Genomic DNA, 18761 nt, shown 5'->3' with positions numbered 1-18761 from the left:
CGACCCGCCGGCCGCGGCCCCGCGCGCGGGCCGGACGCAAGACGCACGGCGACGGCTCCGTCCCGTACCTCCGACGGCTCCCCCGCCCGGCCGCCGGCCACCCACCGCAGCGGACCGCTCCCGCGCGGCGGGAGCCGTGGCGCCGCCGGGCGGGGCGAGCGGCACGCCCCGCGGGCACGGCGGGTGCCGTGCGCCGTCGCGCCGGGCTCCGGTGGCTCCGGATCGCGGGTGCCGCGGCGCGCGTGCCGGCCGGGCACCCGGCGCCGGACGGTCCGCGCACCGGCCGCCGGCGTTCCGGCTCGCGCCCCGCACCACCCGGAGGCGAGCGTCCCGGTCGACCCCCCGGGCCCACGGCCCCGACCGGCTCGCCTCCGGGACCTTCGCCGCCCCGTTCCCGGGGCCGCCTTCCCCACGGCACTCGGACCGGCCGGGCAGCGAGGGCGGGCGGCACCGGTCGTGCCCGACCGCCAGAGCGGACATATGCTGCGAAATGCCGCACCGAAGGGAGTGCTCATGGCCGACACGCCCACCGACCCCGCCGCCGCACCGGCCCCGCAGGATCCGCCCGCCCCGCGGGAAGGGCCCGCGTCGGCGCCCCCGCCCGGCTCCCCCGCCGGCGAGCTGACGCTGCGCCCGCTCGGCTTCGAGCACCTGGCCGCCGTACTCGACCTCGGCCACCGGGTCTACGACACCGGTGCGATGCCCTACACCGGCTGGTCGCTGTCGGCCGTCGCCGGGCATCTGGACGCGCCGGACCCGGCCTGCTTCGTGCTGCTCGACGGGGACCGGGTCGCCGGGTTCGTGCTCGGTTCGCTGTCCTTCGAGCAGCGCGCCGACTGGGGCTACCTGGAGTGGATCGCCGTCGACCCCGGCTATCAGGGGCGCGGGGCGGCCTCCCGGCTGGTGCGGGAGTGCTGCGCGCGGCTGGCCGAGGCCGGCGCGGTGTGCGTGGTCACGGACGTGGAGCGGCGCAACACCGCGTCCGCCGAGCTGATGCGCCGCAACGACTTCGTGGAGGAGGCCAGCGTCAGCCTGTTCGTCCGGCAGCTCGCCGACGCCCCCGGGTCCGGGCCGGGCCGGGCCGGGGGCGGCGCCGGGCCGCGCCGCCACCTCACCCGCGCGGCGGCCGAACGGGTCCGCTGACCCCGGCCGGGCCGCCGTCGGCCGTCCGGCGCCGGGCGGTGCGGCGGCGGTCCGGCCAGCGCACGTCGTAGGCCCAGCCGAGGCACTCGAACCAGCGGATCAGCCGGGCACCGGCGTCGAGCTGGCCGGTGAGCACGCCGTGCCGGGCGCTGGTGGGGTCGGCGTGGTGCAGGTTGTGCCAGGACTCGCCGAAGGACAGCGGGGCCAGCCACCACACGTTGCCCGAGCGGTCCCGGCTGCGGAAGGGGCGGGAGCCGGTCGCGTGGCAGATGGAGTTGATGGACCAGGTGACGTGGTGGACCAGGCAGATCCGGACCGCCCCGGCCCAGAACAGCGCGGTGAGGGCGCCCTGCCAGGACCGGGTCAGCGCCCCGCCGAGCAGGGCGGGCAGGGCGAGGGAGGCGAGCACCAGCAGGCCGAAGCGGCGGGAGATCAGCATGAGGGCGCGGTCGCGGACGAGGTCGGGGGCGTAGGCGCGGGGCGGGGCGTGCTCGGTCTCGAACAGCCAGCCCAGGTGGGCGTAGAGCATGCCCTTGGCGAGGGCGCGGGGTGAGCGGCCGTACCGCCAGGGCGAGTGCGGGTCGCCGTCGCGGTCGGAGTACCGGTGGTGTTTGCGGTGGTCGGCCACCCAGGTGACCAGCGGGCCCTGCACGGCGAGGCTGCCGGCCAGCGCCAGCGCGATCCGCAGCGGCCGGCGGGCCTTGAACGAGCCGTGGGTGAAGTGCCGGTGGAAGCCGACGGTGATGCCGAGCCCGCTGACCAGGTAGAAGGCGACGGCGAGCGCGAGGTCGACGGGGCTGAGCCCGTGCCGCCAGGCCAGCGGCACGGCGGCGAGCAGCGCGAGGAACGGCACGGCGACGAAGACGCCGATCATCAGCTGCCCGCCGGTGGGCCGGGGCCGGCGGCCGGCCGCCGGCGGGGCGGTGTCGGAGATCTCCGCGGACATCACGGTCCTTTCTCGGCCCGGGCGCACTAGTGGGCGTCGGTGAAGGCGAGGACGGCGTTCTGGCCGCCGAAGCCGAAGGAGTTGCTGACGGCGGCCCGGGTCCGGTGCGGGCGGGGCACCTTGGTGACGATGTCCAGGTCCATCGCCGGATCGAGGGTGTCCAGGTTGGCGGTGGGCGGGATCAGCTGGTGGCGCAGGGTGAGCACGGTGCAGGCCGCCTCGATGGCCCCGGCGCCGCCGATGGCGTGCCCGATGGTGCCCTTGACCGCGGTGACCGGCGGGGGGCGGCGGCGGAAGACGCGGTGCAGCGCGTGGTGTTCGGCGGCGTCTCCCCGGGGGGTGGCGGTGCCGTGCGCGTTGACGTGGTCGATGTCCTCGGGGGCCAGGCCGGCGTCGGCGAGGGCGGCGTCCAGGGCGCGGGCGGCGCCGTCGCCGTCGGGGCGCGGGGCGGTGAAGTGGTGGGCGTCGCAGGAGGCGCCGAACCCGGCGAGCAGCGCCTCGGGCCGTGCGCCCCGGGCCCGGGCGTCCTCGGTGCGCTCCAGGACGAGGACGGCGGCGCCCTCGCCGAGGACGAAGCCGTCGCGGTCCCGGTCGAAGGGGCGGGAGGCGGCGTCGGGGCTGTCCGCGCGGCGGGACAGGGCGCGCATCTGCGCGAAGCAGGCGGCGGTCATCCGCAGCCGGGCCGACTCGCTGCCGCCGGCCAGGACCAGGTCGCAGCGGCCGGACAGCAGCCAGTCCCGGCCCAGGCCGAGCGCGCTGGTGCCGGAGGCGCAGGCGGTGCTGACCACCATGTTGGGACCGAGGGCGCCGAGGTCCAGGGCGATCTCGGCGGCGGCCATGTTGGGCACGCTGCGGGGCAGCGCGAGCGGGGAGACGCGCTCGGGGACGGCGTCGGCGAGCCGGTCGAACTCGGCCTGCCAGCCCTGCATCGACCCGGTGCCGACGCCCATCACCACGCCGACGCGGGCGCCGTCCCAGTCGGCCGGGGCGAGGCCCGCGTCGGCGACGGCCTCCCGGGCGGCGAGCAGTGCGAAGGTGGTGAACCGGTCGAGCCGGCGGGCCAGCCGGTGTCCGAGCAGGCCGGGCGGGTCAAGGCCGGGGACCTGGCAGGAGAAGGCCACGGGCAGTCCGGCCAGGGCGGGGTCCGGGGCGGCGGTGGACTGCCCGGCGCACAGCCCCGCCCAGGCCGCGTCCCGGCCGATGCCCGCCGGGGTGATCAGACCGAGTCCGGTGACGGCGACGGGGGCCCGGGGCGGGCCTGCTTTCACCTGGTGCATGAGCCGTGATTATGCGGACCGGGCGGGCCGGTTCCGCGCCGCGACGGCTCGACCGGCGCCGGATGGCACCCGCTACCACCCGGATGCGCGAACGCCCCGCACCGCTCCCCCACCGGCCCGGGGCGGTCGGCCGCGCGCACCCTGTCCGCGCCGGGCCCGTCACCCGCCGGGGCCGGCCGCCCGCGCGCCCCCGTCCGTCTCCTCCGTCTCCTCTGCCAGGGCCCGGACCGCGTGCGACCAGGCCTCGGCGAGGGCGGTCTCCAGGGTGTCCAGGGGGTGGTCGCAGGTGTCGAGGCGGACGGCGGGGCCGATGTGGACGTGGACGTGGGGGCGGCGCAGGGGCGCGGTGGCCCAGCCGGCGAGTTGCTTGGCGCGGCTGCCGGAGGAGACGCGGCGGGCGCCCGCGTGTCCGACCGGGATCACCGGCGCGCCGGTGGACAGGGCGAGCCGGACCACCCCGGACTTCAGCCGGCCGGGCGGGCGGTCGTGGGAGGCGCGGTAGCGGGGCAGGCCGCCCTCGGGGTAGACGAGCACGTCCCGTCCGGCGGCCAGGGCGTCGGCGGCGTGCCGGAGGGCGTCCGGGGCGCGGCGGCTGCCCCGGTGCACGGGCACGTGGCCCTCCCGGGTGAGGGCACGGCCCAGCAGCGGCACCCGCCACAGTCCGGCCGTGGCCAGTACGGCGGGACGCAGGCCGAGCCGGTGCAGGGTGCCGACGAGCAGGACCGGGTCGAAGAACGAGGTGTGGTTGGCGGCGAGGACGCGTCCGGTGCCGCACGGTTTCGGGAGGTGGCCGGTTCCGGTCACGCTCGTGTCGCTGAAAACGGGCACCAGGGCCCCGGCCCATGCCGTCAGCACCGGGCCCTCCTCTCCGCCGCGTTCCCGGGGCGACCATCGTCACCCGTGCGCCGCCCGCCCGCACACCCCCTGCCCTCGAATGCCCGTCCGGCGTGCGGTGGCCCCGGGCCGGTGGCTGAATGACCGGCATGGACTTCCTCGCCGCCTACGACGCGATCCCGCGGGACGACGTCCCGCGGCGGGTGGCCCTGCTGCGGCGGGCCCTGGCGACCGGCAGGGCGGACCTGTTCGCCGAGCTGCGCGCGCACCGGCCGGTCTTCCGCACGCCCGTGGGCGTGTTCGTCACCCGGCACCCCGATGTGCTGGAGGTGCTGTCGGCACCGGAGACGTTCACCGTGGGGGTGTTCGGCCCGGTGCTGGAGGAGGTGCTCGGCGGGCCGTTCGTCCTCGCCCGGGACGGAGCGGACGTGCACTGGCGGGAGCGCGGGTACGGGCAGCTGATGCTCGCCGCCGAGGACGCGCCGCGGGTCCGGGAACTCACCGCGCGGATCGCCGACGAGGTGCTGGACGAGGCGACCGGCCGGGGCACGGACACCTTCGACCTCGTCCAGGACTACGCCCGGCTGGCCGCCGCCCGGGTCGCCGTCGCCTATCTCGGCTTCACCGGTGTCGAGGAGGAGACGCTGCACTCCTGCACGCGCCGGATGCAGTGGGCGTTCGCCGTCAACCCCGACCGCGATCCGGGGATCCACGCGGCGGGCGTGGCCGCCGGCCAGGAACTGCACGACCGGGTCGCCGAGGTGATCGCCCGCCGCCGGGCCGCGCCGCCCGGCGACGGGCCGGACGACGTGCTGGGCCGGATGCTGGACACCCGGCTGCCCGCCGGGTACGGCTTCGACGACGAGCGGGTCAACGCCAACCTCGTCGGCTACCTGACGGGCTATCAGCAGAATGCCACCCAGTGCACGGCCACCGCGCTCAAGGAACTCGCCGTGCGTCCCGAGGTGCTGGCGCGGGCGGAGCGGGCGGCGGGCGAGAGCGACCCGTCCCGCTTCGACGCCTACGTGTGGGAGGCGCTGCGCTTCCATCCGTTCGTGCCGGTCACGCCCCGGCTGTGCGTGCGCGACCACCTGCTGGCCGCGGGCACCGGGCGGCAGACGCCCGTCCCGGCCGGAAGCGTGGTGCTGGCCTGCTTCGCGTCGGCGATGTTCGACGAGGACGTGCTCGACGCGCCGGACGAGTTCCGGCCCGGCCGCCCGCCCGGGCACAACCTCGTCCTCGGCTACGGCGCCCACGACTGCGTCGGCCGGTACGCGGCCCGGGTCATCGTGCCGGAGCTGGTGCGGCGGGTGCTGCTGCGCCCCGGCGTGCGTCCGCTGCCGGGCGCCGAACGGGCCCTGGACTACGCGGGCACCCCGTTCCCGCAGCACTACACCGTGCGCTCCGGCCGCAGCGCCGTGGCCGCGCCCTGACCCCGGGATCCGACCGATCCAGAACCGACCGGAGGACCGATGACCGTCACCTCCCGCCCGCCCGAGCCGGGAACGCCGCCCTGGACCGGGGCCAGGGACCGGTCCAGGGACGGGCTGCGCAACCGCTTCGAGACCCATCTGCTGACCCACTACGGCCCGGCCTGGCAGACGGTCCAGCGCAGCCGGTGGCTGCACCGCAGGCTCAACTCCACGCTGACCGACCTGGCCGTGCTGAAGGCGCCGGTGCGCCCCAACCCGCTGAGCACGAAGGCCCCGTACACCTCCTGGGACTCGCTGACCGACCGGACCTGGGTGGGCCGGCAGCTGCCGCCGGTGACCACCGTGCCCAGGGACCTACCCGCCCCGGAGCGGGTGGCCGAGCTGTTCCGCCGCGAGGGCGGGGGCCGCTCGTGCTCCCGGTCCACCGCGCTGCTCCCGGCGTTCGCGCAGTGGTTCACCGACGGGTTCCTGCGCGGCCACGCGGCCACCGGCGACCCGCGCCGCACCGACTCGCCGCACACCCTGGACATGTGCCAGCTCTACGGCGACCGGCCGGAGGTCACCGCCTGTCTGCGCGCCTTCCGGGGCGGCCGGCTGAAGAGCCGGGTCGTCGACGGCGGCGAGTTCCCGCCCGCGCTGTGCGAGGGCGGGCGGATCAGGGAGGAGTTCCGGGCGATCCGGCCGGTGCGGTTCGACGAGGTGCCCGAGGAGTTCGTGGACACGCTGTTCGCGTGGGGCGGGGAGCGCGCGCACGCCCACATCGGGCCGATGGCGCTGAACGTCCTGTTCCTGCGCGAGCACAACCGGGTCGCCGGCGTCCTCGCCGCCGCGCACCCGGACTGGGACGACGAGCGGGTCTTCCAGACCACCCGCAACACGCTGATCGTGCTGATGATCCGGGTGATGCTGGAGGAGTACATCAACCACATCACGCCGTACCACTTCGGTTTCGTCCTCGATCCGGTGCGCACCGACCGGGGGGCGTGGCACCGGGAGAACCGGGCGACGATCGAGTTCAGCCTCGTCTACCGCTGGCACAGCCTGATCCCGTCCACGTACGCCATCGCCGGCCGGCCGGTGCCGCTCGCGCACACCATCGCCAACGGGCAGCTGCTCCTGGACCGGGGTCTCGGTCCGCTGTTCCAGGACCTCTCCCGGCAACCGGCCGGCCTGTCCGGGCTGTTCAACACCGATCCGCTGCTGCTGCCCATCGAGGAGCGCAGCGTCGCCGTCGGCCGGGAGCTGCGGCTGGCCCCGTACAACGACTACCGGGCCTACTACGGCTTCCCCCGGGTCACCGACCCGCGGCAGATCTCCGGCGACCCGCGCGTCCAGCAGGCGCTGCTGGAGGTGTACGGCGACGTGGACGCGATCGACCTGCACGTCGGGCTGTTCGCGGAGGAGCCGGAGCCCGGGGCGATCTTCGGGCGGCTGCTCGAACGGATCATCTCCGTCGACGCGTTCTCCGAGGCGCTGAACAACCCCCTGCTGGCGCCCCGTCTGTTCGGGCCCGCCACCTTCTCCCCCGAGGGCTGGGAGATCATCCGGCACACCCACAACTTCTCCGACCTGGTCCACCGCAATTTGCCCGAGGACAAGGGGCGTTACGTCGTCTCGCTCGGCCGGAGCGCGGCGACGGCCCGGGCCGCGCTCGACTAGGAGCCGCAGGCCGAGGAGCCGCAGGCCGGGGGCGCTCAGTCCCCGGCTCGCGCGTGGGTGCGCAACGCCTCGGCGGCGGTGCGCAGGTGCCCCGCGGCCGTGGTACAGGCGTCGGCCTGCCGTTCCAGGGTGGGGCGGCTCCACTCCGGGGCCGCCGGACAGCCGGCGAGCGTGTCCGCGGTGGCGCGCAGCCGCCGGGCGTACTCCTCCATCAGCTCGGCGTCCGACCGCAACACCTCGGCGCGCTCGAGGAGTGTGGCGTCGTACGACGTGGCTCCGGGCGACTCGGTCACCATGGCGGACTCCCGTGGGGGTGGGCGGCGTCAGCGCGGCAGGACGGCGCCGGCGCTGCGGTGGAGCATGAACTGGGGGCAGGTGAGGACCAGCCGGGGGCGGGCCGTGGCGATGCCGAGCCGGCGCAGGGGTCCGGCGAGGGGTTCGGCCGCGCCGGCGTCCAGCCGCAGCCGGATGCCGCCGCCGCTGTGCAGCCGCAGCCCGCCGTGGGCCCGGACCAGGGTGCGCACGGTGCTCTCGCCCCGGCGGCCGTAGAGGATCCAGTCGGCCTCGGGGCAGCGCGTGCCGCGCCCGAGGCGGCCCTCGACGGCGAGGCCCAGCCCGGGAGCGCGGACGGCGAGGTCCCGGCCCGTCAGTCGGGCCTCGGCCTGCGCCCGGACCGCGGGCTGGCCCCAGATCTCCCGGGCGACGGTCCGGGCCTCCTCGCTGGTGACGGCGAGGGAGAGGACGTAGCGGCCGGTGCGTCTGAGGTCGACCCGGCGCAGCAGGTCGAGGACGACGTCGTAGGGGCGGGGCCGCCACAGGTCGTCCACCAGCACGGAGAGCGCGATCTCGGTGTACGGGCCGATGGTGGTGCAGCGGTGCTCGTACAGCGACAGCACCGCCAGCGCGTGCCGGCCGAGCCGGCTCGGGGTCATCCAGGTGACGTCGGGCAGCAGCGCGCGGGCGGTGTCGGCGTCGACGGGGAAGCACAGGTGGGCGGCGGAGGAGTCGTAGTAGCGCACGGGCACGTCGACCGGGCCGGCCGTGGTGGCCACCGAGGTGGTGGGCAGGGTGAGGAAGGGGTAGCCCTCGGGCGGGTTGGCGCGGTCCTTGAGCTGGTAGGCCTGGGTGCGCACGACGGGGCCGCGGTAGGGGGTGAGGGCCTCGTCGACGCGCTCGCGGGCCTCGGGGACGACGGTCCGCAGGTGCTCGATGTACTCGTGGAGCATGTGGCAGAGCGGGAACTCGTGGCCGGGCCCGGTGTAGTCGACCTCGTACCAGTTCGGATGCGGGTCGAACGCGGAGCCCGCGCCGCGCCCGTCGAGGACGGGCACGATGTCGTGCTGGTTGGTGATGCTGGCGACCCAGGTGCGCGGGTCGGCGGGCTTCTTGTTGTCGACCGGGGAGCCGACCGCGACGACGTGGGTGACACGGTAGGTGCGGCAGAACTCCTCGCTCTGGGCGAGGTTCATCACGGCGATCCCGCCCTCGCTGTGCCCGATCAGCGCCAGGTCGGCGCCGCGCGGGATGCCGTAGTCCCGCAGGGCGAGCAGGATGGCGCGGGTGTACGGCGAGTCGGGCATGAACAGGTTGCGCCAGGCGCCGACGAAGTCCTGCGGGGAGTCGGTGCGGGGGCGGCCGGGGGCCATTCCGGGCGCCTGGAGGACGTAGCGGACGACGCCGTCGGGGCCGCGCACGTTCTGCAGCAGGATCCGCCCGTCGGTGGAGAGCACCTCGATGTTGCGCAGGAAACCGAGGAAGGAGCCCTTGCCGGCGATGACCTGCCGCTCCTGGTCGGTGAGGTCGACGGGCTCGGCGGCGCCCTCGCCCCGGTCCATGCCCGCGAGGTGGGCGGCGCTGACGCCGTGCAGCGGGTCGGCGGACAGCTCGCGGCCGGTGGCCAGCGCCCAGCCGGTCTCGTCGTTCTTCGGGTCCTCGTCCAGCAGGGCGCGGATCGCGAGGAGTTCGGCCATCAGCGGGGCCAGCCCGGACAGCGCGCGCTGCGCCCCCTGGTCGCGGAACAGGGCGCGCAGGGCCCGTACGGCCGCCAGGTCCTTGTCGGCGGTGACGGCCTCGGTCAGCCGGCGCATCCCGGGATCGCGCACGAACTCGGGGTGGTCGACCAGGACGGCGGCGATCCGCAGCCGCAGCGAGGTGACCGCGACCAGCGCGGCCAGGCTCTCCCGGCCGAGCACCTCGCCGGCGGCGCCGAGGACGTGCCCGACGCCCTTCGGCGCGGTGATCGCCGAGCCGCCGAGCCCCTGTTTGCTGGTCAGGGCGCGCAGCAGCGCCCACCGGGCGGCCAGGCCGGGGCGCAGATGGCGGCCGGAGGCGGCCGGGGCGGGGCCGAACAGCGCGGTGCTGGTGCGCTCGGACACCGCGCGGATGCCCTCGGCCACGTCCACCACGTCCCGCGCGCACCCCCGCAGCAGGTCCCTTGCCTCCCGGCCGTCCGGTACGGGCCGTCCGGGCGCGGTGCCGTCCGCTCGCATCCGACGCTCCCTCGACTAGACGACATGGGGAGGTGCCGGGGCCGGACCGACGGGCACGGCCCCGCTCCCATGGTCGGCCAGCGGGTCCGCGCCCGCACCTTCATCCATCCAGGTAGAGGATGTCCGCGGGGACGGCGCCGCGCGCCGAGCCTGGGCGCCGGGGGCCCGGGACCGGCGCATAATCGCCGCCCATGACCCCCTGCACCGCACCGCACCGCCTCGCGGGAGGCGCGCCGTGACCGTGACCCCCGGCCGCCCGGACGGCCCGCGCGCCCCGCTTCCCGACACCGTCCCGGTCGGCCTGCCGCTGCGCACCGGCTATCTGCTCACCCTCGTGGTGGGTCCGCTGGCCGTGCTGGCGCTGGCGCTGCCCGTCGCCCTGACCGGCGGCTGGGGGCCGCGCTGGTACGACGCGGTCCTCGGCGCCGGGATGTACGCGCTGTCCATCATGGGCATCACCGCCGGCTACCACCGGCACTTCACCCATCTGTCGTTCAAGGCGCAACGGCCGCTGCGGATCGCCCTCGGGATCGCGGGCGGCCTCGCCATGGAGGGCCCGGTGACGATGTGGGTGGCCGAGCACCGGCGCCACCACCGGTACGCGGACCGGGCGGGCGATCCCCACTCGCCGTGGGCCTACGGCACCAGCCGGCGGGCGCTGCTGAAGGGGCTGTGGCACGCCCAGGTCGGCTGGTTCTCCTCCTCGCCGGTCCGCTCCCACTACCCGCGCTACGCCCCGGATCTGCTCGCCGACCCGGACGTGCGCCGGCTGGACCGCTGCTATCCGCTGACCATCGCCGTCTCGCTGGCGCTGCCGCCGGCGCTGGTCCTGGCGGTCACCCAGGACGGACGGCCCGCGCTGGTCACGCTCTTCTGGGCGAGCCTGGTGCGGTACGCCGTCGTGCACCATGTCACCTGGTCGGTCAACTCCGTGGCGCACGCCTTCGGTCCGCGCCACTACAGCACCCGGGACCAGTCCCGGGACGTGCCCTGGGTGGCCCTGCTGACCTTCGGCGAGGGCTGGCACAACCTCCACCACGCCGACCCCAACAGCGCCCGGCACGGCGGGCTGCGCGGCCAGCCGGACCCCACGGCGTGGCTGATCGCCCGGTTCGAGCGGTGGGGCTGGGCGTACGACGTGCGCTGGCCGGACGAACGGCGGATCACCGCCCGGCTGCGCGCGGAGACGGCCGGGCGCCGGGTGCCGCACCGTCAACTGTCCGCGAAGTAGCGGGAGAACGGGGACGAGTCGACGGCGAACAAGCCGTTGAAGGGCTGGTTCAGCTCGAAGACCAGCAGCACGGTGAAGGTGATGAGCGCGGTCAGGCCCATCACCATCACCACATGCGTGGCGCTGCGCCGTACGCCGAACATGAACATGAAGGCCACGGTCAGCACGCCGCCGACGATCAGCCCGAACCACAGCACGGGTGACAGGGACTCGCCGACGTCCGCCTCGCGGCCGCGCCGGGCATCGTCCAGGGCGCTGAGCTGGGCCAGGGACTCCTGGAGCGTGGCCTGCTGGACGGGGGTGGCGCCGGCCGGGACCTGGCCGGCCGCCCTCAGGTCGTCCAGCAGGTCCCAGCCGCGCCGGTCCGGCGGCTGCCCGGCGGCCATGAGGGGCCACTCCTCGGACACGACGTGGTGGGCGTACGCGTCCACGGCGTCCCTGGCGCGTCCGCCCGCCGGCGCCGGCAGCCCGGCGGAGAGCAGCCGGATCTGGTGGGCGGCGCTCGCCTCCGCCTGCACGTGCTCCTCCGCGGCGGACCGGGCCTCCCACACGGCCACCATGGACAGGCCGAGCACGAGGGCGTAGAGCACGCTGACCATCATGGCGATGTACTCGGCGACGTCCTCCCTCGGCTCCTCGTCCGGGGTCGGAGGCCAGAAGCGGTGCTTGATCACCACGATGCCCGCGGCGACCACGGCGATCCCCAGAACGATGGCGAAGGTCTCGATCACCGGCGCGGTCTCCAGTCGTCTCGATGTGCTCGGTCCAGGAACGAGGGCGGTGGCAGGGGGCGAGGGAAGGGACTGGGGCGAAGTAGCGGCTACCTGCCGATGCGGCGGGAGCCGAACAGCGCGGCGGCGAGGGCGGCGGGGATGAGCAGCAGGAACAGGATGGTGAGCAGACCGAGCCCGGTCGGCCTCCCGCCGGGCCGGATGAACCGGGACATGATGGACGGGGCTCGGGGTGAGGCGGAGGGGGTCCGGGGGGTCGCGGTGGGGGGCCGGGAGCCGGTGGGGGACGTGGGAGTGGTGGAGCCACCGGTGGTGTGACCTCCCGTTGCCTGGCCCCCGGTGGTTCGACCGCCGGTCGCCTGGCCGCCGACTGCTTCACCCCCAGTTGCCTGGCCGCCGACTGCTTCACCGCCGGTCGCCTGGCCGCCGACTGCTTCGCCCCCGGTCGCCTGGCCGCCCGTTGACCGGCCGCCGGTCCCCTGGCCTCCCGTTGCGCCACCGCCGGTAGCCTGGCCGCCGGCTGCCTCGCCTCCGGTGGTCCGGCCCTGGCCCGCGGTGGCGCCGCCTTGGCCGGCCGTGGCCCCGCCTTGACCGGCCGTCGTCCCGGCGGCCGCTCCCGCCGTGCCCCCGCCGGCTGCCGCTCCGGCGCCACCGGCAGCGGTCCCGCCGCCACCGGCCGCCGCGCCCGCGCCTCCCGCTGCCGCCGCCCCACCGGCCGCCGCAGCCCCACCCGCCGCCGCTCCCGCGCCGGCCGCCGCACCGGCACCACCGGCAGCCGCCGCCGCTCCCGCACCCGCCGCAACACCCGCTCCTGCCACCGCGCCGGCGGCCACTCCAGCACCGGCTGCCGCACCGGCACCAGCACCAGCACCGGCACCAGCACCAGCACCAGCACCAGCACCAGCACCAGCACCAGCACCAGCGGCGGCTGCCCCGGCGGCAGCACCCGCACCCGCACCGACACCTGCCACCGCCCCTGCACCAGCGGCTGCACCAGCGGCTGCGCCGACCCCGGCGCCCGCTCCCCCAGCACCGGCACCGGCACCGGCACCCGCCGCAACGCCGGCACCGGCGGCAGCACCGGCACCGGCTGCCGCGCCCGCACCGGCCGCCGCCCCGACTCCTGCGCCCGCCACCGCTCCACCCCCTGCGCCCGCCGCAACGCCGGCACCGGCGGCAGCACCGGCACCCGCACCCGTACCAGCCACCGCCCCCGCGGCTGCGCCGACTCCCGCTCCCGCACCGCCGGCCCCGGCGCCGGCGACCGCGCCGGGGGCGGCCACACCGGGCGCGGGTACGCCGACACCGGGCGCGGGTACGCCGACACCCGGGGCGGGGGCGGGGGCGCCCGGCAGTGGCAGTGGCGGGGGTGGCGGGAAGACCGCTCCGGGCGGAATCGGCAGCACCGGGGGTGCGGGCGGCGGCACAGGGGCGGGCGGCGGCACGGGAACGGGCAGCGGTGGGGGTGGGGCGGGGAGTGGTGGGGGTGGGGCGGGGAGTGGTGGGGGCGGCACGGGGACGAGGGTCGGGGGCGGGGGCGGCACGGGGACGGGAGTCGGCGTCGGCGGTTCGGCGGGTGGAGGCGGCGGGGGCGGTGGAGGCGGGTACAGGGTGAATCCGCCGGATCCCCAGGCCTTGAGCTTCGGTGGCCACTCGGGGCAGCCGTCGGGCCGGAGCGTGGTGAGGTGGTCGCTTCCCTTGACGTGTCCCTCGCTGAGGTACTCCCCCGGGGGCCGCTCGACGATCGCCACGCACCGCGCCGTGACGCCCGGTTCGAGGCTCGGGACGGTGTCGTCGCCCGTGGCGCACACGATGGCGGGCGGCTGGAGGACCGGGTCGGTGAGCCGCAGGTCGTACACCGTGCGGTTGCCGGTGTTGGTGACGTCGTAGGAGACGGTGGCCCGGCCGAGAAGCAGGGCGCCGTCCGGGATCTCGCCGCCGGTCGTCACGGTCTCGGTCAGCGACAGCCGTCCGCCGACGCCCGTGTATCCGGAGCGGGCCGCCGCCCGGGACTCGTAGCCGAGGGAGGGGACGCTGCCGACGGCGGTGACGTCCGCGATCCAGGTGCCCTCGCGCGCGGTGGACCACGCGGTGCAGGTCGCCGAGGCGAGGCCGCGGAGCATGGGGAGGCGATCGCCGCCGCCGGGACAGCGGATGACGGCGCCGGGCAGGCCGGGGTCGCTCACCCGGACGTCGTAGAGGTCGGCGCCGGTGCGGTTGATCAGGCGGTACGTCTTCACGAGCGGGTGTCCGACGCGGATGCCGGGCCGGGTCGCCGCCGTGCCCGGCCGGGTGTTGACGGTGACTTCCAGGGCGAGCCCGTGGGTACCCGCGCCGTCGGCGACGGCGCGGTCCACCGCCCCGGCCGACACGGCCACGATGAGCGGCAGCACCGCGGGGAGGCGGGTCCCGACGGCCCGTCCGCACCCCCCTAGGACTCGCATGAACACATAAATAGGATTAACAGGGCGATAAAGGGGGCGGGCTTCAGTCCACGCCGATCATCCGACGTACTTGTATGAAGATCACTCCGGTGGCCGCGTGACGGACGCCGGGCCGTCCTTCACGCGCCGGGCATCAGGCCGGCCGCGACCGTCGCGCCGAGTTCCCAGCACGCCTCGGTGTCCGCCTTGCCCGGCTCCCCGGTGACCGTCACCGGGCCGGCCGCCCGGCGCCAGCCGAGGCCCGTGGTGACGGCCTCGACGGCACGGACGGCGCCGGTGACGTCGTTGCCGCCATGGACGTAGTAACCGAAGGGACGGCCCCTGGTCTCGTCCAGGCAGGGGTAGTAGACCTGGTCGAAGAAGTGCTTGAGCGCCCCCGACATGTAGCCGAGGTTGGCGGGCGTGCCGAGCAGGTACCCGTCGGCTTCCAGCACGTCGGAGGCGGTGGCCGACAGCGCCGCCCGGCGGACGACGCGGACGCCCTCGATCTCCGGTGTCGTGGCGCCCGACACGGCGGCTTCGAACAGCGCCTGGCAGTTCGGTGACGGGGTGTGATGGACGATCAGCAGGGTAGGCACACCCGGCACCCTGCCGTGCGTCCGCCGCCGGCGCAAACGGCGGGTGGCGCCGGGCGGCGCGAGGGGCGCGCCGCCGGCCGGCGGGAGGAGACGCGATGACCGAGGAGAACGAACCGGCGCCGGACGCCGCGAACCGGACGCCGGCCGCCGTGATGTTCGACGCGCTGGGCCTGGACTACGAGCGGGCGTACGCCGGTTCCCCGGCACGCCGGGCGTCGCTGGACTGGCTGCTGGAGCGGCTGGCGCCGGGCAGCACGGTGCTGGACGTGGGCAGCGGGACGGGACGGCCGACCGCGCAGGTGCTGGCCGGGGCCGGGCACCGGGTGCTGGGCCTCGACGTCTCGCCGGTGATGGTGGAGCTGGCCGCCCGGCAGGTGCCCGGGGCCGAATTCCGGCTCGCCGACATCCGTGACACGCCGCTCGCGGAAGCCTCCTTCGACGCCGTGTGCGCGTACTTCTCGCTGCTCCAGATGTCGCGCGCCGAACAGGCGGCCGTCATCGCGAAGCTGGCGCGCGCGGTACGGCCCGGCGGCCTCGTCGCGCTGGCCACCGTCCCCGTCGACGTGGAGGACGCCGACGGCCTCTTCATGGGACAGCCGGCGCGGCTGACCAGCTTCGGCGCGCGGGCGTTCGGCGACCTCGTGACCGGGGCCGGCCTGACGGTGCTGGCCGAGGAGTGCTCCCGGTTCACCCCGGACCTCCCCGGGGCCGTGCCCGAACCGCAGTTGTTCCTGCACGCGCGACGCCCCGAGGACCGGTGAGCCGTATCCCGTTCGGTGTCGCCGGTGCCCTCGGCTAGAGTTGCGGCTCCGCATCGAACGGGAGACGACAGTGCAGGTCAGGGTGGGGACGAGGGGCGGCCGCGCAGCCGTCGCGGCGGCGGTCGCGGTGATGCTCGGCGGCTGCGCGGGGACGGCCGACGACGGGGAGAGGTCCGCGGGCGCGTCGGCGAGCGCCGAGGGCGCGGCGGCCGGGGAGGCGAAGGCCACGGCGGCCCCCCGCGGCGGCACCCTCGGCCCGGCCGGTTCCGCCTGCGAACTGCCCGTCAGCTTCGACATCGCCAAGGGCTGGAAGCCGAAGTCCATCGACGCCGAGAAGGAGCTGGCCAAGGCCTCGAAGGGCGGGGACGGCGACCTGGCCGGCGAACTCGCCGCGGCCGTGCTCCGCCAGGGTCCGGTCCTCGCGGCCTGCGAGATCGACGCCAAGCCCGCCGGGAACATCGGCTTCCTGCGCGTGTGGAAGGGCAAGCCCCAGGACGCCGACGCGGGCGGCGTCCTGCGTGCGTTCCTCGCCGCCGAGAAGGACACCGGCAAGGCGAAGTACCACTCCTTCAGGACCGGCGGCGGTGTCCCCGCCGTGGAGGTGGAGTACCTGAAGACCAACAAGCTCATGGAGGAGACCAAGAAGGAGAGCGCCTTCGCCGTCGGCACCCCCGAGGGCCCGGTCGTCCTGCACCTCGGCGGCATGGACACGCAGGAGCACGAGGAGATGCGGCCCGCGTACGACCTCGCCAAGCGGACGCTCAAGCTCTCCTGAGGGCCGCCCGGCCCGCTCAGTTCCGGGCCGTGGCGCGGCCGAGGTAGGTGAGGGGGCCGGCGTCCGGTACCGGTATCGGGTGGAAGCCGACCCGGTCGTAGAACGCGCGGGCGGCGGTGTTGGCGGTGACCATGCCCAGGTGCACCGCCTGGACGCCCTGTCCGCGCAGGGCGTCCAGGAAGGTGTGCAGCAGGCGGCGGCCGTACCCTCGTCCCTGCCAGCGCGGCAGCAGGTCGATGTGCAGGTGCGCGGGGTAGCCGGCGAGTTCGGGCACCAGCATCCGCTCCGGGTGGTGCAGCAGCCGGATCATCTCCTCGGTGGGCGTGCGCGGCGGCCCGGCGGGCTCGGGGTAGCGGCCGGCCAGCCGGGGTATCCAGGTCCGCCGGAAGTCCTCGACGAAGCGTTCGGTGTCCGCGGTGCCGAGGATGTATCCCACGGCCCGGCCGGTGCCGTCGTCCAGGACGAAGGCGAGGTCCGGGTCGAAGTGGCAGTAGGGGTCGGCGAAGAGGGACGGCATGAGGTCCGGGTCGGGGTAGATCGCCCGGGAGTCGCCGCCGAGGTGCGCGGTGCGGACGCAGACGTCGGCGACGTCGTCGCGGTCGGCCGGGCGGAAGGGTCGGATCACGGGGGGCTGGTCCTGGTCCTGGTCGCAGAGTGGCATGGCGCCATATTGATCGTTTGGGAGCGCTCCCACAAGAGGAAGGACGACCGGTCCCGCGCGTGCGTCCGGTCCCGCCGCGTGCGGCCGGTGGCACAGGCGTCTGGCGCGGAGCGGCGGAGCACGCCCGGCAGGGCGAGCGGGGGTACTGACGGTGGCGCGGACACGACACGGCCGCCGTCCTGGGGCATAAGCCGGTCCTGGGTCAGTCATAAGAACGACTTATGAGGTCATAGACCGGACCCCCGTACCAGGTTAGGGCTGCCTTAGTTTAGGCTTCCTGATCAAGTCGCCGTTCGCGTTCGAAGGGAACCTGATCATGCCGCGCCCCCTGCGGGTAGCCATCGTCGGAGCCGGCCCCGCCGGGATCTACGCCGCCGACGCCCTGCTCAAGTCCGAGGTGGCCGCCGACCCCGGTGTGTCCATCGACCTCTTCGAGCGGATGCCCGCCCCGTTCGGCCTGATCCGGTACGGTGTCGCGCCCGACCACCCGCGCATCAAGGGCATCGTCACCGCCCTGCACCAGGTGCTCGACAAACCGCAGATCCGCCTGTTCGGCAACGTCGACTACCCGGCGGACCTCAACCTGGACGACCTCCGCGCCTTCTACGACGCGGTGATCTTCTCCACCGGCGCGATGGCCGACCGCGCGCTGTCCATACCCGGCATCGACCTGGACGGCTCCTACGGCGCCGCCGACTTCGTGTCGTGGTACGACGGCCACCCGGACGTGCCGCGCACCTGGCCGCTGGAGGCCGAGAAGGTCGCCGTGCTCGGCGTCGGCAACGTCGCGCTGGACGTGGCCCGCATCCTGGCCAAGACCGCCGACGAGCTGCTGCCGACCGAGATCCCGCCGAACGTCTACGACGGTCTGAAGGCCAACAAGGCCGTGGAGATCCACGTCTTCGGCCGCCGTGGCCCGGCCCAGGCGAAGTTCAGCCCGATGGAGCTGCGCGAGCTGGACCACTCCCCGAACATCGAGGTCATCGTCGACCCCGAGGACATCGACTACGACGAGGGCTCGATCGAGACCCGGCGCGGCAACAAGCAGGCCGACATGGTCGCCAAGACGCTGGAGAACTGGGCGATCCGGGACGCCGGAAACCGCCCGCACAAGCTCTTCCTGCACTTCTTCGAGTCCCCGGCGGAGATCCTCGGCGAGGACGGCAAGGTCGTCGGGCTGCGCACCGAGCGCACCGCCCTGGACGGCACCGGCAACGTCAAGGGCACCGGCGCCTTCAAGGACTGGGACGTCACGGCGGTCTACCGCGCCGTCGGCTACCTCTCCGAGAAGCTGCCCAAGCTGCCCTGGGACGCCGACTCCGGGACCGTGCCGGACGAGGGCGGCCGGGTCGTCGAGGACGGCGGCACCCACCTGCAGTCGACCTACGTCACCGGCTGGATCCGGCGCGGCCCGGTCGGTCTCATCGGTCACACCAAGGGCGACGCCAACGAGACCGTGGCCAACCTGCTGGACGACTACGCGAACGGCCGGCTGCACACCCCCTCGGCGCCCGAGCCTGCGGCCGTGGACGCCTTCCTCGCCGAGCGGAACGTCCGCTTCACCACCTGGGAGGGCTGGTACAGGCTGGACGCCGCCGAGCGCGCCCTGGGCGAGCCGCAGGGCCGCGACCGGGTGAAGATCGTCGAGCGTGAGGACATGCTGCGGGAGAGCGGGGCGTAGGGTCCCGGTCCCACCGACGGGGCGGGGGGGGGGGGGGGGGGGGGGGGGGGGGGGGGGGGGGGGGGGGGGGGGGGGGGGGGGGGGGGGGGGGGGGGGGGGGGGGGGAGGGGGGGGGGGG

At 75.6% G+C, this 18761-nt stretch carries 17 protein-coding genes; 8 read left to right on the top strand and 9 right to left on the bottom strand.

What is annotated here, in order from left to right; genetic code table 11:
• Window positions 1-513 precede the first annotated feature (513 nt).
• Window positions 514-1143 carry a GNAT family N-acetyltransferase gene (locus tag ACZ63H_RS29705; RefSeq protein WP_469870293.1) on the top strand — a complete coding sequence of 210 codons (630 nt, stop codon included), beginning with the start codon at window positions 514-516 and terminating at the stop codon, window positions 1141-1143.
• Here the strand turns inward: ACZ63H_RS29705 and ACZ63H_RS29700 are convergent.
• The 3 genes from ACZ63H_RS29700 to ACZ63H_RS29690 all read right to left on the bottom strand — a co-directional run bounded on the left by ACZ63H_RS29700 (window position 1112) and on the right by ACZ63H_RS29690 (window position 4221).
• Window positions 1112-2089, bottom strand: coding sequence for an acyl-CoA desaturase (locus ACZ63H_RS29700; protein ID WP_469870291.1), 978 nt, complete (start codon window positions 2087-2089; stop codon window positions 1112-1114). The two genes, ACZ63H_RS29705 and ACZ63H_RS29700, sit on opposite strands and share 32 nt — an antisense overlap.
• A gap of 26 nt (window positions 2090-2115) precedes the next feature.
• Window positions 2116-3366: a beta-ketoacyl-[acyl-carrier-protein] synthase family protein gene (locus ACZ63H_RS29695; RefSeq protein ID WP_469870289.1), complete on the bottom strand. Its 1251-nt coding sequence runs from the start codon at window positions 3364-3366 to the stop codon at window positions 2116-2118.
• 159 nt (window positions 3367-3525) lie between these two features.
• Complete coding sequence (locus ACZ63H_RS29690; RefSeq protein ID WP_469870287.1) at window positions 3526-4221, bottom strand: lysophospholipid acyltransferase family protein; 696 nt, start codon at window positions 4219-4221, stop codon at window positions 3526-3528.
• Window positions 4222-4340: 119 nt separating this feature from the next.
• Here ACZ63H_RS29690 and ACZ63H_RS29685 point away from each other — a divergent pair, with 119 nt between their 5' ends.
• Together ACZ63H_RS29685 and ACZ63H_RS29680 are read left to right on the top strand one after the other, a co-directional pair.
• Window positions 4341-5633, top strand: a complete 1293-nt coding sequence (locus ACZ63H_RS29685) for a cytochrome P450 (RefSeq protein WP_469870285.1) — start codon at window positions 4341-4343, stop codon at window positions 5631-5633.
• 39 nt (window positions 5634-5672) lie between these two features.
• Complete coding sequence (locus tag ACZ63H_RS29680) at window positions 5673-7292, top strand: peroxidase family protein (protein ID WP_469870283.1); 1620 nt, start codon at window positions 5673-5675, stop codon at window positions 7290-7292.
• A gap of 35 nt (window positions 7293-7327) precedes the next feature.
• Here ACZ63H_RS29680 and ACZ63H_RS29675 read toward each other — a convergent pair whose 3' ends face one another.
• A complete protein-coding gene (locus ACZ63H_RS29675; RefSeq protein ID WP_469870281.1) occupies window positions 7328-7588 on the bottom strand; it encodes a hypothetical protein in 261 nt (86 codons plus the stop codon).
• A 27-nt stretch (window positions 7589-7615) separates the two neighbouring features.
• A complete protein-coding gene (locus ACZ63H_RS29670) occupies window positions 7616-9781 on the bottom strand; it encodes an acetoacetate decarboxylase family protein (protein WP_469870279.1) in 2166 nt (721 codons plus the stop codon).
• A 235-nt stretch (window positions 9782-10016) separates the two neighbouring features.
• Between ACZ63H_RS29670 and ACZ63H_RS29665 the strand changes: the two genes are divergently transcribed.
• On the top strand, window positions 10017-11012 hold the full coding sequence (locus tag ACZ63H_RS29665) for an acyl-CoA desaturase (RefSeq protein WP_469870277.1): 996 nt from the start codon (window positions 10017-10019) through the stop codon (window positions 11010-11012).
• On the opposite strand, the gene ACZ63H_RS29660 is transcribed toward ACZ63H_RS29665, so the two are convergent.
• Window positions 10994-11743 carry a bestrophin-like domain gene (locus ACZ63H_RS29660; protein WP_469870275.1) on the bottom strand — a complete coding sequence of 250 codons (750 nt, stop codon included), beginning with the start codon at window positions 11741-11743 and terminating at the stop codon, window positions 10994-10996. The two genes, ACZ63H_RS29665 and ACZ63H_RS29660, sit on opposite strands and share 19 nt — an antisense overlap.
• Before the next feature lie 89 nt (window positions 11744-11832).
• Window positions 11833-11958, bottom strand: coding sequence for a hypothetical protein (locus ACZ63H_RS29655; RefSeq protein WP_469870273.1), 126 nt, complete (start codon window positions 11956-11958; stop codon window positions 11833-11835).
• 99 nt (window positions 11959-12057) lie between these two features.
• Between ACZ63H_RS29655 and ACZ63H_RS29650 the strand changes: the two genes are divergently transcribed.
• The gene (locus tag ACZ63H_RS29650) at window positions 12058-12207 is read left to right on the top strand and encodes a hypothetical protein (protein ID WP_469870271.1); all 150 of its coding nucleotides are present in this window, start codon (window positions 12058-12060) and stop codon (window positions 12205-12207) included.
• 2099 nt (window positions 12208-14306) lie between these two features.
• On the opposite strand, the gene ACZ63H_RS29645 is transcribed toward ACZ63H_RS29650, so the two are convergent.
• Complete coding sequence (locus ACZ63H_RS29645) at window positions 14307-14765, bottom strand: flavodoxin family protein (RefSeq protein WP_469870269.1); 459 nt, start codon at window positions 14763-14765, stop codon at window positions 14307-14309.
• Window positions 14766-14860: 95 nt separating this feature from the next.
• Between ACZ63H_RS29645 and ACZ63H_RS29640 the strand changes: the two genes are divergently transcribed.
• Together ACZ63H_RS29640 and ACZ63H_RS29635 are read left to right on the top strand one after the other, a co-directional pair.
• Entirely contained in the window at window positions 14861-15526 is a 666-nt protein-coding gene (locus ACZ63H_RS29640; RefSeq protein WP_469870267.1) for a class I SAM-dependent methyltransferase, read from the top strand.
• 70 nt (window positions 15527-15596) lie between these two features.
• The gene (locus tag ACZ63H_RS29635) at window positions 15597-16301 is read left to right on the top strand and encodes a lipoprotein (protein ID WP_469870265.1); all 705 of its coding nucleotides are present in this window, start codon (window positions 15597-15599) and stop codon (window positions 16299-16301) included.
• A 16-nt stretch (window positions 16302-16317) separates the two neighbouring features.
• Here the strand turns inward: ACZ63H_RS29635 and ACZ63H_RS29630 are convergent, their stop codons facing one another.
• Window positions 16318-16962 carry a GNAT family N-acetyltransferase gene (locus ACZ63H_RS29630; RefSeq protein ID WP_469870263.1) on the bottom strand — a complete coding sequence of 215 codons (645 nt, stop codon included), beginning with the start codon at window positions 16960-16962 and terminating at the stop codon, window positions 16318-16320.
• Window positions 16963-17278: 316 nt separating this feature from the next.
• Between ACZ63H_RS29630 and ACZ63H_RS29625 the strand changes: the two genes are divergently transcribed.
• Window positions 17279-18643, top strand: coding sequence for an FAD-dependent oxidoreductase (locus ACZ63H_RS29625; protein WP_469870261.1), 1365 nt, complete (start codon window positions 17279-17281; stop codon window positions 18641-18643).
• Window positions 18644-18761: the final 118 nt, after the last annotated feature.

This window comes from Streptomyces sp. NPDC104831 (assembly GCF_055583025.1).
The sequence above is the reverse complement of the archived record's forward strand: the minus strand, read 5'-3'. Positions and strand labels throughout refer to the sequence as shown.